Consider the following 14,529-nt stretch of genomic DNA (forward strand, 5'->3'; position numbering starts at 1 on the left):
ATGGCCGGCAGCGACGCACGCGCCCTCTCCCGCTCGCTGCTCGATTTGTGCCGGATGCGCAAGCTGACGATCGCGACCGCGGAATCCTGCACCGGCGGCCTGGTTGCCGGTGCGCTGACCGACATCCCCGGCTCTTCCGACGTCATCGATCGCGGCTTCGTCACCTATTCCAACGACGCCAAGCGCGCGATGCTCGGCGTCGAGGTAAGCACGCTCACCAATTTCGGCGCCGTCAGCAGGGAGACGGCAACAGCCATGGCGGTCGGCGCGCTGGAGCGTGCCGGCGTCGATCTTGCAGTCGCTATCACCGGCATTGCCGGCCCCGGCGGCGCCACGCCCGGCAAGCCGGTTGGCCTCGTGCATTTCGCCGCCGCCGCGCGCGACGGACGCATCGTCCATCGCGAGCATCGCTTTGGCGCCATCGGCCGCACCGCCGTGCGTCAGCGCTCCGTGGTCGAGGCGCTGCGCATGCTGATGGATCTCGCCCGCGGCCCGCAAGTTACGGCCAAGCCGAAACGTGCCGCCGCAGTAACCCGCCTGCGCCCGCGCGTGACACGATCACCGCGCCGGCACGCGGTGAAGCGCAGGCCGCCGCGCTGACCGCGGGGGTGAGATCCCTCACGCAGCCGCGAGTTAAGCACTCACGTGATCGAGCACGCACTGCTTGATCGCGCTGTGATTGACGATGGCTGCGCCCCACACCAGCCCGTAGAGACTTGACCTTTCCCGCCATGCAGGTGACCTCGACGTCATTGCCGATGTGGAAGGGTCGAAACAGCAGCAGCATGACGCCGGCGGCGATGTTGGAGAGTGGGCCCTGTAATGCCAGACCAACGGCGAGAGATGCGCAACATTGCCCGTGCGATGACGCCGCTGGAGATCGAGCAGGCCGCTGCGTATTATGCCTCGCAGCCGCCGGATGTCGTGAAGGCGGTGGATTGAAATTTTGGCACGCCTGCCTTCCCCATCGTCATTGCGAGCGCAGCGAAGCAATCCAGAGTCTCTCCGCAGAGGGATTCTGGATTGCTTCGTCGCAAGGGCTCTTCGCAATGAAGGAGGAGAGAGCGTGCCCGTCCGCAACCACTACGACGACACCAGCTTCCGCCGTCGGTAGATCGCATCCGCCCGCTTCTCGAAGGCGATGGAAAATCGCGCGAACGCGGCGTCGAACATCGAGCCCATCAGGAGCGCCAGCATGCGGCTCTTGAACTCGTAGGCAAGGAAGAAGCCGACATCGCAAACGCTCTCGCCTTTGGGCTCGAACGTCCAACGGTTTTCCAGATTGCTGAAGGGACCTTGCAGATATTCGACCAGGATCTTCAAATTGGCGCGGTCGAGCGTCACGCGGCTGGTGAAGGATTCCCTGACCAGCTTGAACGACACCGTCATGTCCGCGACCAGCACCTCGGTGCCGTCGGGTTTCGCCATGCGCTGACGGACCTTCAGCGCACTGCACAGCGGCACGAATTCCGGGTAGCGCTCGACGTCAGCGACCAGATCAAACATCTCGGACGCGCTGTGATCGACACGACGCTTGCTCGAAAAATTGGGCATGGCGATTCAGCGGGCGCTTGCTGCCCGCGCGGCCTTCAGTTTCGCAAAATCCTCGCCGGCATGATGCGACGAACGGGTGAGCGGGGTCGCAGACACCATCAGGAAACCCTTGGTGTAGGCGACCTTCTCGTAGGACGAAAACTCGTCCGGCGGCACGTAGCGCATCACGGCGTGATGCTTGCGGGTCGGCTGGAGATATTGCCCGATGGTCAGGAAATCGACGTCGGCGGAACGCAGATCGTCCATCACCTGCTGCACCTCGTGGCGCTCCTCGCCGAGGCCGACCATGATGCCGGACTTGGTGAAGATGGTGGGATCGAGCTCCTTGACCCGCTGCAACAGCCGGATCGAATGGAAATAGCGCGCGCCCGGCCGCACCGTGAGATAGCACGCCGGCACGGTCTCGAGATTGTGGTTGAACACGTCGGGCTTCGCCGCGACGACGACCTCCAGCGCCCCCTCCTTGCGCAGGAAGTCGGGCGTCAGGATCTCGATCGTGGTCGAGGGGCACGCGGCGCGGATCGCGCGGATGGTCTGGGCGAAATGCTCGGCGCCGCCGTCAGTGAGATCGTCGCGGTCCACGGAGGTGATGACGACATGGGCAAGGCCGAGCTTGGCCACAGCCTCGCCGACGTTCTGCGGCTCGGCCGCGTCAAGTGCATTCGGCATGCCGGTCTTGACGTTGCAGAAGGCACAGGCGCGGGTGCAGGTGTCGCCCATGATCATGAAGGTCGCGTGCTTCTTGTCCCAGCACTCGCCGATATTCGGGCAGCCCGCCTCCTCGCACACCGTATGCAGGCCGTTGGCGCGCACGATGTTGCGCGTGTCGGCATAGCCGCGGGTGTTGGGCGCGCGTACGCGGATCCAGTCCGGCTTCGGCGGCGAAGCGGAATCGGGCCGGTTCACCTTTTCGGGGTGACGTGGGCGCAGCGGGTTCGAGATGGTATCGACGATAACGACCATGGGGTGTCCGGTCTGACCAAGTCCTACCTAGTCGGTCTGGCCGGGCATCGCAACCCGGCTCGCACCGCTTCAGGGAACATGGCAGATATGGGCAATATCCTGCTCTGTTCTCTGGCGATTCTCACCTCGAATGGCTCCAGTCTCGAAGACCTCTACTCCTCGGCTCGGCAAAGCCCTGAAGCCTACCTTTTTCGCGCGCAGCGTCCACGAGGTCGCGCCCGATCTGATCGGTGCGACCATGCTGGTCAACGGCGTTGGCGGGATCATCGTCGAGGTCGAGGCCTATCATCATACCGAGCCGGCGGCGCACTCCTACAATGGCCCGACGCCGCGGAACCAGGTGATGTTCGGCCCGCCCGGCTTTGCCTATGTCTACCGCTCCTACGGCATCCACTGGTGTGTGAACTTCGTCTGCGAGGAAGAAGGCTCGGCCAGCGCCGTGCTGATCCGCGCGCTGGAGCCGACCCACGGAATCGCCGCGATGCGGCGGCGCCGCCATCTCCAGGATTTGCACACGTTGTGCTCGGGCCCGGGCAAGCTGACCGAAGCGCTCGGCATCACCATCGCGCACAATGCCTTGCCGCTCGACCGTCCGCCGATCGCGCTGCATGCGCGGACGGAGGACTTCGAGGTGGCGGCCGGCATCCGGATCGGCATCACCAAGGCGGTCGAGCTGCCCTGGCGCTATGGTGTCAGGGGCTCGAAATTCCTCAGCAAGCCGTTTCCGAAATAAGCTTACGACGCCTGCTTGAGCCGCTCCAGCGCCTCGAGCAGCTTGGCCTTGCGGGCGAGCGCGGCCTCGCGCTTCTCGCGCTCCTCCTCGACGACCTCCTCGGCCGCGTTGGCCACGAATTTCTCGTTGGCCAGTTTGGACTCGGCACGCTTGATGTCGGCGTCGGCCTTCCCGATCTCCTTGTCCAGACGCGTGCGCTCGGCGACGACGTCAATCACGCCCTTCAGCGGCAGCGCGGCCACCTCGCCGCGCACCAGGAGCTGGACCGCGCCGTCGGGCGCACGGTCGGCGAAGGAGATGTCCGACAGCCGCGCCATGCGCTTGATGACGTCGCTCCAGCGCGGCGCGCGCTCCTTCGTCTCGGCCGAGGCGCCTGCGAGCACCAGCGCCGTGAGGGTCGCCGGCGGGATGTTCATCTCGGCGCGCACCGAACGGATCTGCGTGACAAGGTCAATGACCCAGCCGATCTCGGCCTCGGCCGCGGGATCGGTGAAGTCGGCATGGTCGAAGATCGGCAGCACCCAAACCGGCGAGACGAGCGCGTCGGTCGGCCCCGTCGTCGCCGCGAGCATCGCAAGCTGCTCCGGCGTCGGCCCGGCCGGCTTCAGCGGCCACGGTGCCAGCGCGAGCAGACCGTCGCGCTTGGCCGTCACCTCCCACAGCTCCTCGGTGATGAAGGGCATGAAGGGGTGCAGCAGTTTCAGGATCTCGTCGCGCGCCCATGCCACCATGGCGCGGGTCTCGGCCTTGGCAGGGCTGTCGGGGCCGAGTAGCACGGGTTTTGCGAGCTCGAGATACCAGTCGCAATAGACGTTCCACACGAAGCGGTAGATGCTGCCGGCGGCGTCATTGAAGCGATAGGCCTCGATCGCCTCGGTCACCTCGCGCGTGGTGTGCGCACTCTCATGTGCGATCCAGCGGTTCAGCGTCTCTTTGACCTTCGCCGGCTCGAAGCCTTCGGGCACGGCGCAATGGTTCATCTCCGCAAAGCGCGACGCATTCCAGAGCTTGGTCGCGAAATTGCGATAGCCCTCGACACGGCTGGTGGCGAGCTTGATGTCGCGCCCCTGCGCGGCCATCGCGGCCAGCGTGAAGCGCAGCGCGTCCGCACCATATTGGTCGATCAGGCTGAGCGGATCGATGACGTTGCCCTTCGACTTCGACATCTTGGCGCCCTTCTCGTCGCGGACGAGGGCGTGGATGTAGATCGTCGAGAACGGCACCTCCTTCATGAAGTGCAGCCCCATCATCATCATGCGGGCGACCCAGAAGAAGATGATGTCGAAGCCCGTCACCAGTGCGTTGGTCGGGTAGTAGCGCTGCACTTCCGGCGCGTCTGCGGGCCAGCCGAGGGTCGAGAATGGCCACAGCGCCGAGGAGAACCAGGTGTCGAGCACGTCCTCGTCGCGCGTGATGAAGCCGTCCCGCTTGTTGCGGTCGAGCGCCATCTCGCGGCCCTGCTCGACCGTGATGACTTCCTGCTCGACGTAATAGCCGAGGGCGTGGCTGACGGCCTCCTCCTCGGTCTCGGCGACGAACACCTTGCCATCAGGACCGTACCAGGCCGGGATCTGGTGGCCCCACCAGAGCTGGCGCGAGATGCACCAGGGCTGGATGTTCTCCATCCACTCGAAATAGGTTTTTTCCCAGTTCTTTGGCACGAAGGTGGTTTCGCCCGAACGCACGGCGGCCATCGCGGGCTTCGCCAGCGTCTTGGCGTCGACATACCATTGGTCGGTCAGATAGGGCTCGATCACCGTGCCGGAGCGGTCGCCATGCGGCACCATGTGGGTGTGAGGTTCGATCCGCTCGACGAAACCGAACGATTCCAGTCGCTCGACGATGCGCTTGCGCGCTGCAAAGCGATCGAGCTTGTTGAACTCCTCGGCGAACTGCGAGGCACCTTCCGGCAGGTCGCGCAGATAATCCTCGTTGTCGAGGAGATCGAGGCAACCTTCCTTGTCGATGACGCTGATTCGGGCGAGGCCGTGGCGATTGCCGACCTCGAAATCGTTGAAGTCGTGCGCCGGCGTCACCTTGACCGCGCCCGAGCCCTTCTCCGGATCGGAATAATCGTCGGCGACGATCTGGATCTTGCGGCCGACCAGCGGCAGGATCACGTTCTTGCCGACCAGCTTCTGATAGCGCTCGTCGTCGGGATGCACGGCCACCCCGGTATCGCCGAGCATGGTCTCCGGGCGCGTGGTGGCAACGACGATGAAGCTCGAGGGATCCTCGGGGCTGAAGATCTTGCCCTCGATCGGATAGCGCAGGTACCAGAGGCTACCCTTGACCTCGGTCTGCTGCACTTCGAGATCGGAGATCGCGGTGAGCAGCTTGGTGTCCCAGTTCACCAGCCGCTTGTCCTTGTAGATCAGGCCGTCGCGGTGCAGCTCGACGAACACCTTGACCACGGCCTTGGACAGGCCCTCGTCCATGGTGAAGCGTTCGCGCGACCAGTCGCAGGAGGCGCCGAGCCGCTTGAGTTGGTTGATGATGGTGTCGCCGCTCTCGGCCTTCCACTGCCAGACCCGCTCCAGAAACTTCTCGCGGCCCATCTCGCGACGGCTGGGCTGCTGGCGCTCCATCAGCTGCCGCTCCACCACCATCTGGGTGGCGATGCCGGCATGGTCGGTGCCGGGCTGCCACAGCACGTCGCGACCGCGCATGCGCTCGAACCGGCACAGGATGTCCTGGAGCGTGTTGTTGAGGGCGTGGCCCATGTGCAGCGAGCCCGTCACGTTCGGCGGCGGGATCACGATGGTAAAGGGCACAGCGTCGCGGCGGTCTGGGCGGCCGGCCTTGAAGGCAAGGCTGTCCTCCCACACGACGGACATGCGGGCTTCGATATCGGCGGGCTGGTAATTTTTCTCGATCATGGCGCTGTTAGAAAGCCGCGCACGGGGTCCAAGTCAACGGACAAGTCAACGGAAAGCCAGGCGGCAACAGGGCTTTCCGGTCCGGTCGGGAAACAGAATATTACCCACAAGCAGGGCTTTATGAGGGCTCTGCGGCCCGATCTACCTGCCGCCGCGCGATACCCGCTCGATTTCGGCCTTCACGATGCGTTCGACCAGGCCCGGCAAATTGTCGTCCAGCCAGGATTTCAGCATCGGACGCAGCATCTCCTTGACCAGATCCTCCAGAGTTCGCGCATTGCTGCTGAGCACCGTGTGGGCCAGGGAATTGAAGGCGGATTCGACCGCGGAGACCGTCGATTGCGCCAGCATCGGCTGTTGGGGCGGCAGCGGCGGCGCATCGAAGTCCACGGGCGCATAGGATGCCGGCGTCGGACGCGGCGCCGGCGATTCGGCGAATTCGAGATCGTCGCGCGGCTCGACCTTGCGGAAGCTCGGCGGCGGCGGAGGCGGCGTCGGCTCCATCGCCAGCGCCATATCGTCGGTCAATTCCAGCACGTCGGGCTCAGGTTCGGGCTCCGGCTCGGGAGCACGGATTTCCGGCGCGGGCGTGGCTGCGTCGAGCCCCGCCAGCAGCGCGTCGATATCGTCCTGATTGTTGGATGCATCCACCTCGGGTGCGGCGGCCGGCGGCGCTGCCGGCTTTGCGGCCGGAGCCGGTGCCGGCTTTTCGGCGGCCGGTTTGGGCGGCGCGACCTTGGATGGCGGAATATCGTTGATCACCTGCGGCTTCGGTGACGCGGCGGGGGCGGCAGCTTTCTCGGGCTTAGCGGCATCCGCCGGCGGCGGCTTGGCCTCATCGTCGGCAATGATGCGCCGGATCGAGGCCAGAATCTCCTCCATCGAGGGTTCTGTGACCTTTGCAGGCTGCGTCATCTCCGACTCCACATCATCAACGCCCTCGCATGCGTTGTTTTACACCAAGCACGACAGGATTGGCCGGTTCCGGATGGGTGGCCCGACATTTTCGTCACGGCAGCCCGACTTGTCCCCAGATGACAGCTCAACGTGCAGCGGTGCGCCCCTGCCCTCGGCACTCATGCTTTACGCACACGGCATCGGATGCAGAGCGAATCGACCCGCATCCTTCTTGGCAAGGCTATGTCAGGGATTTTGCTGATTGCAAGCAAAGCACCGGTCGGCTTCGGCTATTTGCGAGGCCGACCGGATGATTACGGGACTCTAGCGTCCGTCTGGCGTGCGTACGCCGGCCCAGCTGTCGCGGACCTGATGGTAGTGCACGCTGGGATCGTAGACAGTGGTGTTGAGGCCGAGGACTTGCGGCGCGAGACGACCGACCGCGTTGAGCACCGAATAGGACGCCACCACGCGGTCATGCTGGGCAGTGACGAGCGCCACGCGCGCGTTGACCAGCGCCTGCTGCGCGTTGAGCACGTCCAGCGTGGTGCGCTGGCCGGCCTTGGCTTCCTCGCGCACACCGTTCAGCGCGATCTCGGAGGCCGTAACCTGCGCCTGCGCAGACTGCACCTGCGCCTTGCCGGCTTCCAACTGGCCCCAGGCCTGCACGACGTTGGCGCGGGTCTGATCGCGTGTGGTTTCAAGATTCAGGCGCTGCTGCGCCAAGTTCTCTTTCGATTGGCGGATCAGCGCATATTCAGCGCCGCCCTGATAGATCGGCACCGAGGCGGTCGCGATGGCGGAAGCGGTCGTCGTTCGGAAGACCGTCAGGGTCTGCTGGTACGACTGGGTGATGCCAGCCTGAACCGTGAGGGTCGGCAGCAGCGCGCCTTCGTTGATCTTGACCTGGAGATAATTGACGTCGATGCCGAACATCGATGCCGTGACGTTGGGGTTCTCCACCAGGCTGAGACCGACGGCGGAGGCGAGCGTCCCGGGCAGGAAACGATCGACCGGCGAGCCCGGCGCAAGGTTCGTCGGCTCGTTGCCGATGATCCGGCGGAAATTGGCACGCGTCGTCGTGAGATTCGATTCGGCCGTCAGGGCCTGGGTCCTGCCTGCCGCGAGCTGCGCTTCGGATTGCGCCACGTCCGTGCGCGTCACCTCGCCGACATTGAACCGATCGCGCGTTTGCTTGAGCGTCTGTTCGAGGACGCGCACATTGCTGCGCTGAACTTCGAGTGTGGCGGAGTCACGAAGATAATCCATGTAGCTGGTCGCAGCCTGCAGCAGGACCGTCTGCTCGAGCACACGCAACGCCTCGCGGGATCCCGAGACCTGGCTTTCCGCCACGCGCGTCCTGTTGGCGGTCTGATTGCCGTTATAGAGCGTCTGGTTGATGGTCAGGCTGGCGCTATTGGGCTGAAGGGGCGGGTCGCTATGGATCGGCACAGCCTTCTGCGTCTGCTGAATATCCTGATATTGATAGCCGGTGCTGAGATTGATCCCGACCTTGGGGCGATAGCCCGACAGCGCTTGCGGCACGTTCTCGTCAGTCGAGCGCACCTGGGCGCGCTGCGCGTTGAGCTGCGGATTGTTCTGATAAGCGCGCACCAGCGCAGCCTCGATCGTATCCGCCAAGGCAGGCGTCGGCGCGGCAAGCGCCAGCAGCAGGACCGAAACCGCTGCTCCGGTGAAGAGCTTCACCCCATGCATCCAAAAATTCCGTTCATTCTAACGCCCGGCTCGTGCCCGCGAGCTGGGTTACCGTCTACGAGTGGAGTCGTTGCCCCGCCGCAACATAGGACGCGGTCAAGCGCGACGGAACTACCTGAGGGGTGTTCTCGGTGGAAACTCTTCACGTGCAGCATCCCGGCCACACTTCTGATTCAGAACGGGATTTTAACGGGCCAAAGCCGTCAGAAGACGAAGGCGGCGGCCCGTTCCAGCCCCGGAAGGACCGGGGCTGCGGCATCGAACAGCGCCCGATGGCCGAATTCGCCGTGGGTATGGGTCACGATCATGGCTCGCGGCGGCCTGGATTCGGCCGAGACCCCCACCAGGCGCCCCCCCTCCTTGAGCTGCCCGAGCAGCCCTGCCGGGGTCACCTCGGTGGCGCCGTTGAGGACGATCACATCATAGGGACCTGCGGCGGCATCACCCTCGGTGCAGGCCGCGGCCTTGCAGGCCACGTTGGCCAACCCGAGGGCGGCGAAGGCGTCGTTGGCCTTTGCCGCCAGGCCCGAATCGCATTCCGTCGCGATGACTTTGCGCGCGAGCTTGGCGGTCAGCGCAGCGAGATAGCCCGTGGCGCAGCCGACGACCAGCACGTCGTCATCCTCGCCGATCTCGGCGGCCTGGAGCAGCTTGCCGGTCAGCTGCGGCTTGATCAGGAACCGCTTGGCGCCTCCCTCGCTGACGTCGAGATCGAGGTCGAGATACGCCAATGCCTGCCGGCTGGCGGGCACGAAAGCCTCGCGCGGAACCGTGAGCATGGCGTCGAGAACACGACGGTCGGTGACGTCACTGGTGCGCACCTGGCCATCGACCATTTTTAGGCGCGCCGTCGAGAAAACGGACATTTGCGGACCCTGCAAGGCGGACGATGCCGCGGACGAAAGTTGGCGGCATCTTTGGAACAGGCCCTGCGAAAACGCAACATGGCTTTGGCCCGCAAACCGGGCCCTTCCGCAACTCGCAACGTCGAGGGTGAGCCGCCTATTCGATCGTGACCGCGAGGCGGCCGATCAATGCGGCGACTTCGTCCAGCCGTGCCGAATCGTGGGTCTCGACCGCCCGCGCCAGACAAGCGAGGCATTCGTCGTCGCTGAGTTCGGGGATGTCCGCCGGCAGAATGGAGGGGGCCAGCGGGAAACGGTCGACCTGGATGTCTCGCATGGGAATCAGCTCCATAAAGGACCGGCCTCTGGAAGCTCGATTTCAATTGAGTCGTTTTGGCGTCACCGCGGCGGATGCGGGCTCGCCGCGGTACACATCTAGTTGAGGATCTGCTGCAACGAGATCGCACGCCAGATCAGAGTCTGGGCGCAAGTTGCTGAAAATGAAGCGGAATTTGGCTCCCCGGGCTGGATTCGAACCAGCGACCATCCGATTAACAGTCGGATGCTCTACCGCTGAGCTACCGAGGAAAAGGGCGAACCTGTCGTTCGCGCGCGGCTGCGTATAACAAAGCCGCTTGCGCTTGCAAAGGACGAATTCGCTATGTGGCACATTGCGGCGAGGAAGGGCACGCGGCCCCTCCTCCGCCCGGCCTCAGGTCAAGTTACTCGGCGACGAACGAAGTGGTCTTGGTGCCGGAATCGTAGCGCAGCCGGAGTGCCGTGAACTTGCAGAGGTTGACGTTCTTCCAGAGCACGGTCTCGTCATAGTTCTGCCAGTCAACGCGGACGTTCCAGACGCATCCTTCGTCGTCATCGTCGAACTCGACATAGGTGCTCGCCTGGTTCTGCAAAACCTTGTCCAGCTCGTTGTCCCATTCGTCCATGCCATCGTCCGGGGCGTTGAAGCCCAGGAATTTGATGGCATAGCCGGTCTCGTTGACGACAGTGACGTTGCGGGCGTCAGTCGCGTACGACGGCGCGGCGGCAATCGATAGACCGACCGCGATCAGTGCAGACAGAAAATACTTCATATGAAATTCCCCCGATCGAAACGGGCTTTCGGTGCCTGACGTCGATCGGCGCAGGCGCCGCGGCAACCAATGGCGTTGCCTCGAAGGATTCGTCGGAGGCGCAATCGAAAGGTGCAAGACGCGATCGATCCGCCTCCGGCTCTCTGCACGACGCGAGACGCGCAGCGAGCAATTCTTATCGATTCGAATTCTCCGCAGCAATGAACCGGCATTCATAGATCGCGGGGTTTGTTGTCTCCGGGGCGGGCGCCCGGCACCGCGCGAATATGATTCTTGTCGCAGACACAGCTTCGCGCCCTCGCGGCTTGGCTCGCCCGAGCTTTGCTTTGTTTCGTACACCCTCCTCGTCAGAGGGCGCAGGGAAGACCGGGTGCCGGCTGGCACCCACGGTCCACTGTGCGAAGGTTGCGCTACAAGAGGCTGCACAGCGGCATACAGGTGAAGCCCAACACACGGCCTTCCCTGCGCAGTGGTTTGACGGCTTATGCCGAGCTCTCCCCGGGGAGCGATGCACTATTGCCCCCGTCGCCTTGCGGATGGCTGATGCTGCGTGCCCGGTCGGGCAGCGACATCACCACAAGACTTGACGCACAGACCCCGGGCGTCAGGACGACACGGTTTTGCCGTACGCTAATAGCACCGGTCGTGTGCGCGACGCCTTCGCTCACGGTTGCCCGCCCTGCAAAGCCCTTCGCGCCGATGTGACTAGCGTCCACCGCAGCTCACCCCGCGTTCGTGACGATCGCGATACGCCCCGCTGACAGGGATGAGGTGGCGACTGAATACGCCAAAGTCGAATTTCGGTAAAGTAGAATCTTTTCGCGCGAGCGGATTGACCCGTCGTTTGGGTGTTTTGCCCGTCGGGCAACGCAAGGGCTTGTAGCCCGGATGGAGCGAAGCGTAATCCGGCACCCTGTATCCGTTAAACGAATCCCGGATTGCGCTTCGCTCCATCCGGGCTACGGATCATCTCCTCACGGCCGGCGGCAGACCAGGTCGATCTCGATCAGCGCGTCGTAGGCAAGCCCGGTGACACCGACGCAGGTGCGGGCCGGCAGGCGGTCGGGCGGAAAGAACGCGCGATATGTCTCGTTCATCGCGGTGTAGTCTTCCTTGAAACGCGTGAGATAGATGCGTGTCATCACGACGTGCTCGAAACCGAGATCGAGGCCCGCCAACACCACCTTCAAATTCTCCATCACCGCCCTCGTCTGCGCCACGATGCCCTCCGGCAGCACGCCCGGGATTTGCGGCGTGTCCGGCATCTGGCCGGTGACAAAGACAAAACCGTCGGTCTCCACCGCGTGGCTGAAGGGCGCGACCGGCTTGGGTCCGCCGCTGATCATGTGGAATTTCACTGGAGTATCCTTCGGTTTAAGGCGCGTCCAGAAACAGGCGCTTGCTGATGATCGCGTGCACGCCCCAATTGCCGTCGACCACCTGCGTGACGCCGAAGTCGACGGCGGCCGACATCAGCGCGATCGCCTCGTCCTCGCTCAACCCCTTCACGTTCATCAGGAAGCGTCGCATCTTGCGAAACGCATCTTTCATGGCGAGATCGAGCGAGGACTTTGCGTAAACCTCGCTCTGGCCCTGAGCGCCGAACTCGGCGAGGTAGTTGGGATGGCTGAATCCGGTCAGGACCCAATCAGATTCGGTTTCGATCAGGGGATAAGAGAGATCGGCGAAGGGTTGGCCGGAGAGGTCGGCCTTCTTGTGCAGGATCACCTCGAAGGTTCCGGTCATCGAGCATTCAATCGCGGTGCCGCTCAATTCGCCGTCGCCTTGCGTGGCATGGGGATCGCCGACCGATAACAATGCGCCGGGAACGGAGACCGGAAGATAGACGGTCGCCCCCTTCCCCAAGCGCCAATTGTCGAGATTGCCGCCGAAATAGGACGGCGGCACGGAGTCGATGAAATCGACCTCGCGCGGCGCCACCGCGATCACGCCGAAATGCGGGCGCAAGGGAATGCGGATGCCGTCGAGCACGGCGTGGCGGCGCTTCACGGTGCCGGGCAAGACCGGAACGCCGGGATAGTCGTAGGTGGCGTGCACCACGCCAAACGGGTCGGTCTGCGGCTCCCAGCGGTAGGAATACAGCGCGCGGGCATGCGGCGCATCGGTATCGTCCAGGATTTCGTAGATCGTCACGACCTCGCGCGGCTTCGGTCCTGAAAGAAATTCGTCGTAATGATAGCCCCACCAGGCCGCGACCGAGGAGCCGAACACGCGCCCTGAATGTTTCGGATGACGACTTGTGCGCGGTACGATGTCGAGGATCCGGACTTCCAGCACGTCGCCGGGCTGGGCGTCCTTCACCGACACGGGCCCCGTGCAGATGTGCACGCCAAAGCCTTCGCCGGCGCCGCGCCCGAATATGCTGGCATCCATCGGACCCGCGCCGCGGCGATCCACGTTCTTCCTCGCCTTGGTCCAACCGAATACACTTTCGGCGGCGGTATCGCCCGCGATCATCAGCTCAGGATCATCGGAGGCATGCTGCGTTAGCGTTTCGATCGTGATCGTATCACCCGAATTGATCTCGAGCTGCGGCTGTAACGCGCGACTGAAATATCCCCAATGAACACGGTGGGCTTCGATCGGAAGATGATGATGCTTGCGTTCGGCCGTTCTCGGCTCGTCGATGTCGGTTCGGGCGAGATTGCCGCGCGCCTCGGCGCTCGCCGGGTGCACGCGAAGCTGCGCCAGCGCATCCTGCGGCCAGCCGCGCTGACCGGCTATCCCCTGCTGGGTCGTCGCCCGCTCCGCTTCCTGCTGGCGAAACTCGCGCGGCGGCAGCCCGAAGCGATGGCGGAAGGCGCGGCTGAAATGCGCGGAATCGCCAAACCCATAGGCGTAGGCGATCTCCGAGATTGAGCGATGCGCCTCGGACGGATTGGACAGATCGGCCCAGGCGCGCTGCAGCCGCCGCTCGCGAACGTAATGAGTAAAGTTGTCGCCGACCGTCTCGAACAGCTTTTGCAGATAGCGCTCGGAAATCTCTTCGGCCTGCGCGACGCGCGCCGGCACCAGTCCGGGATCGTCGAGGCGGCGTTCGATGGTCTGGCAGATCCGGTGCAGGAGTGCCGACTGCGTCGCGCTCGATCCGGCGTCGGACGTCGAAGCCGCCAATTGATGGGCGAGTGTCAGCAGCAGATCGACGAGCGACTGCGTGACCGCATTCCATTCGGCATCGCTCAGCGTGTCGAGCGTGCGCGCGGTCGCGTCCATCAAGCGCGCGAAGACATCGGCAAAGCCGCTGGGCGGAACGACCCTGGGTTCGCCGAGCCGCGGCCTGCCCGAGAGGCGGCCGTGCAGCGCCTCCGAGGTCACCGACAGCACGACGGCGCGCATGTCGCGCTGGAATACGATGCTCCAGTCCCCGCTCCGCGGCAGCAGCACGAGATGGCCCACCGGAACGATGCGATGGCCGGCGGCGCTCTTGAGCACCATGCCGTCCTCGACCGGCATCAGCGCAATCGGCAGGTCTTCGTTGGCCTGCGGACGCGGACCGATGGTCTGGGCGCCGGCCGCCATGCGCGTCAGCGCAACGCCTGCGGCGTGGCGATGTGACGCCGTTGCGTGCCCATCCAGGAAGCAATGGCCTGCCGCCGGCTGCAGGCCGACCGCGGCGAGCACGTCCCGCCAGGCTTCGGGGCGGTCGTCTTGAGCGTAGGACTCGCTCGTGAAAGGACGGAAGCTCATCGGATCGACCCAGATTGCAGTGGATCGAAGCAACCTCTGTGCCAGACGAACGTGGTCATCCGTCGCAGCGAGGGGCCGCAAATGACGGTCTTTTGTCACGTCCTCATCCTGGAAATGAGCTGTTCTTCAAAGTGTTGGAGCGC

General features: G+C 64.2%; 13 protein-coding genes, 1 tRNA gene and 1 pseudogene. 3 read left to right on the top strand and 12 right to left on the bottom strand.

Annotated features, from left to right (window positions below; all coding sequences use genetic code 11):
• Positions 1–600, top strand: coding sequence for a CinA family protein (locus IVB54_RS20285; protein ID WP_018457822.1), 600 nt, complete (start codon positions 1–3; stop codon positions 598–600).
• On the opposite strand, the gene IVB54_RS20290 is transcribed toward IVB54_RS20285, so the two are convergent.
• Complete coding sequence (locus IVB54_RS20290; protein WP_338014016.1) at positions 500–829, bottom strand: mechanosensitive ion channel domain-containing protein; 330 nt, start codon at positions 827–829, stop codon at positions 500–502. The two genes, IVB54_RS20285 and IVB54_RS20290, sit on opposite strands and share 101 nt — an antisense overlap.
• 8 nt (positions 830–837) lie before the next feature.
• On the opposite strand from IVB54_RS20290, the pseudogene IVB54_RS41670 reads away from it, so the two are divergent.
• A pseudogene (locus IVB54_RS41670) lies at positions 838–942 on the top strand (cytochrome c4); the annotation flags it as partial.
• A 141-nt stretch (positions 943–1,083) separates the two neighbouring features.
• Here IVB54_RS41670 and IVB54_RS20295 read toward each other — a convergent pair.
• Complete coding sequence (locus IVB54_RS20295) at positions 1,084–1,554, bottom strand: SRPBCC family protein (protein ID WP_247777489.1); 471 nt, start codon at positions 1,552–1,554, stop codon at positions 1,084–1,086.
• 6 nt (positions 1,555–1,560) lie between these two features.
• A complete protein-coding gene (gene lipA, locus IVB54_RS20300) occupies positions 1,561–2,517 on the bottom strand; it encodes a lipoyl synthase (protein WP_247777491.1) in 957 nt (318 codons plus the stop codon).
• Between the two features lie 130 nt (positions 2,518–2,647).
• Here lipA and IVB54_RS20305 point away from each other — a divergent pair, with 130 nt between their 5' ends.
• Entirely contained in the window at positions 2,648–3,250 is a 603-nt protein-coding gene (locus tag IVB54_RS20305) for a DNA-3-methyladenine glycosylase (RefSeq protein ID WP_018457818.1), read from the top strand.
• Between the two features lie 2 nt (positions 3,251–3,252).
• On the opposite strand, the gene IVB54_RS20310 is transcribed toward IVB54_RS20305, so the two are convergent.
• The 9 genes from IVB54_RS20310 to IVB54_RS20350 all read right to left on the bottom strand — a co-directional run bounded on the left by IVB54_RS20310 (position 3,253) and on the right by IVB54_RS20350 (position 14,386).
• Entirely contained in the window at positions 3,253–6,129 is a 2,877-nt protein-coding gene (locus tag IVB54_RS20310) for a valine--tRNA ligase (protein WP_085349819.1), read from the bottom strand.
• 141 nt (positions 6,130–6,270) lie between these two features.
• Positions 6,271–7,044, bottom strand: a complete 774-nt coding sequence (locus IVB54_RS20315) for a DUF2497 domain-containing protein (RefSeq protein ID WP_026233447.1) — start codon at positions 7,042–7,044, stop codon at positions 6,271–6,273.
• Between the two features lie 306 nt (positions 7,045–7,350).
• Positions 7,351–8,742: a TolC family outer membrane protein gene (locus tag IVB54_RS20320; RefSeq protein ID WP_018457815.1), complete on the bottom strand. Its 1,392-nt coding sequence runs from the start codon at positions 8,740–8,742 to the stop codon at positions 7,351–7,353.
• A 203-nt stretch (positions 8,743–8,945) separates the two neighbouring features.
• Positions 8,946–9,608: a protein-L-isoaspartate O-methyltransferase gene (locus IVB54_RS20325; RefSeq protein WP_018457814.1), complete on the bottom strand. Its 663-nt coding sequence runs from the start codon at positions 9,606–9,608 to the stop codon at positions 8,946–8,948.
• A 136-nt stretch (positions 9,609–9,744) separates the two neighbouring features.
• On the bottom strand, positions 9,745–9,924 hold the full coding sequence (locus IVB54_RS20330) for a hypothetical protein (protein ID WP_026233446.1): 180 nt from the start codon (positions 9,922–9,924) through the stop codon (positions 9,745–9,747).
• Positions 9,925–10,100: 176 nt separating this feature from the next.
• Positions 10,101–10,175, bottom strand: a tRNA-Asn gene (locus IVB54_RS20335).
• Between the two features lie 134 nt (positions 10,176–10,309).
• The gene (locus IVB54_RS20340) at positions 10,310–10,678 is read right to left on the bottom strand and encodes a hypothetical protein (RefSeq protein ID WP_018457812.1); all 369 of its coding nucleotides are present in this window, start codon (positions 10,676–10,678) and stop codon (positions 10,310–10,312) included.
• Between the two features lie 974 nt (positions 10,679–11,652).
• A complete protein-coding gene (locus IVB54_RS20345; RefSeq protein WP_026233445.1) occupies positions 11,653–12,036 on the bottom strand; it encodes a RidA family protein in 384 nt (127 codons plus the stop codon).
• A gap of 16 nt (positions 12,037–12,052) precedes the next feature.
• Entirely contained in the window at positions 12,053–14,386 is a 2,334-nt protein-coding gene (locus IVB54_RS20350; RefSeq protein ID WP_247777493.1) for an acetamidase/formamidase family protein, read from the bottom strand.
• Positions 14,387–14,529: the final 143 nt, after the last annotated feature.

This window comes from Bradyrhizobium sp. CW1 (assembly GCF_023100665.1).
In the GTDB taxonomy this organism is placed as follows: Bacteria; Pseudomonadota; Alphaproteobacteria; order Rhizobiales; family Xanthobacteraceae; genus Bradyrhizobium; species Bradyrhizobium canariense_D.

Excerpts from the sequence above, each read along its gene's own strand:
- IVB54_RS20285 (WP_018457822.1), top strand. The coding sequence starts at position 1 with ATGGCCGGCAGCGACGCACGCGCCCTCTCCCGCTCGCTGCTCGATTTG.
- IVB54_RS20295 (WP_247777489.1), bottom strand. The coding sequence starts at position 1,554 with ATGCCCAATTTTTCGAGCAAGCGTCGTGTCGATCACAGCGCGTCCGAG.
- lipA (WP_247777491.1), bottom strand. The coding sequence starts at position 2,517 with ATGGTCGTTATCGTCGATACCATCTCGAACCCGCTGCGCCCACGTCAC.
- IVB54_RS20305 (WP_018457818.1), top strand. The coding sequence starts at position 2,648 with ATGGCTCCAGTCTCGAAGACCTCTACTCCTCGGCTCGGCAAAGCCCTG.
- IVB54_RS20310 (WP_085349819.1), bottom strand. The coding sequence starts at position 6,129 with ATGATCGAGAAAAATTACCAGCCCGCCGATATCGAAGCCCGCATGTCC.
- IVB54_RS20315 (WP_026233447.1), bottom strand. The coding sequence starts at position 7,044 with ATGACGCAGCCTGCAAAGGTCACAGAACCCTCGATGGAGGAGATTCTG.
- IVB54_RS20320 (WP_018457815.1), bottom strand. The coding sequence starts at position 8,742 with ATGCATGGGGTGAAGCTCTTCACCGGAGCAGCGGTTTCGGTCCTGCTG.
- IVB54_RS20325 (WP_018457814.1), bottom strand. The coding sequence starts at position 9,608 with ATGTCCGTTTTCTCGACGGCGCGCCTAAAAATGGTCGATGGCCAGGTG.
- IVB54_RS20330 (WP_026233446.1), bottom strand. The coding sequence starts at position 9,924 with ATGCGAGACATCCAGGTCGACCGTTTCCCGCTGGCCCCCTCCATTCTG.
- IVB54_RS20340 (WP_018457812.1), bottom strand. The coding sequence starts at position 10,678 with ATGAAGTATTTTCTGTCTGCACTGATCGCGGTCGGTCTATCGATTGCC.
- IVB54_RS20350 (WP_247777493.1), bottom strand. The coding sequence starts at position 14,386 with ATGAGCTTCCGTCCTTTCACGAGCGAGTCCTACGCTCAAGACGACCGC.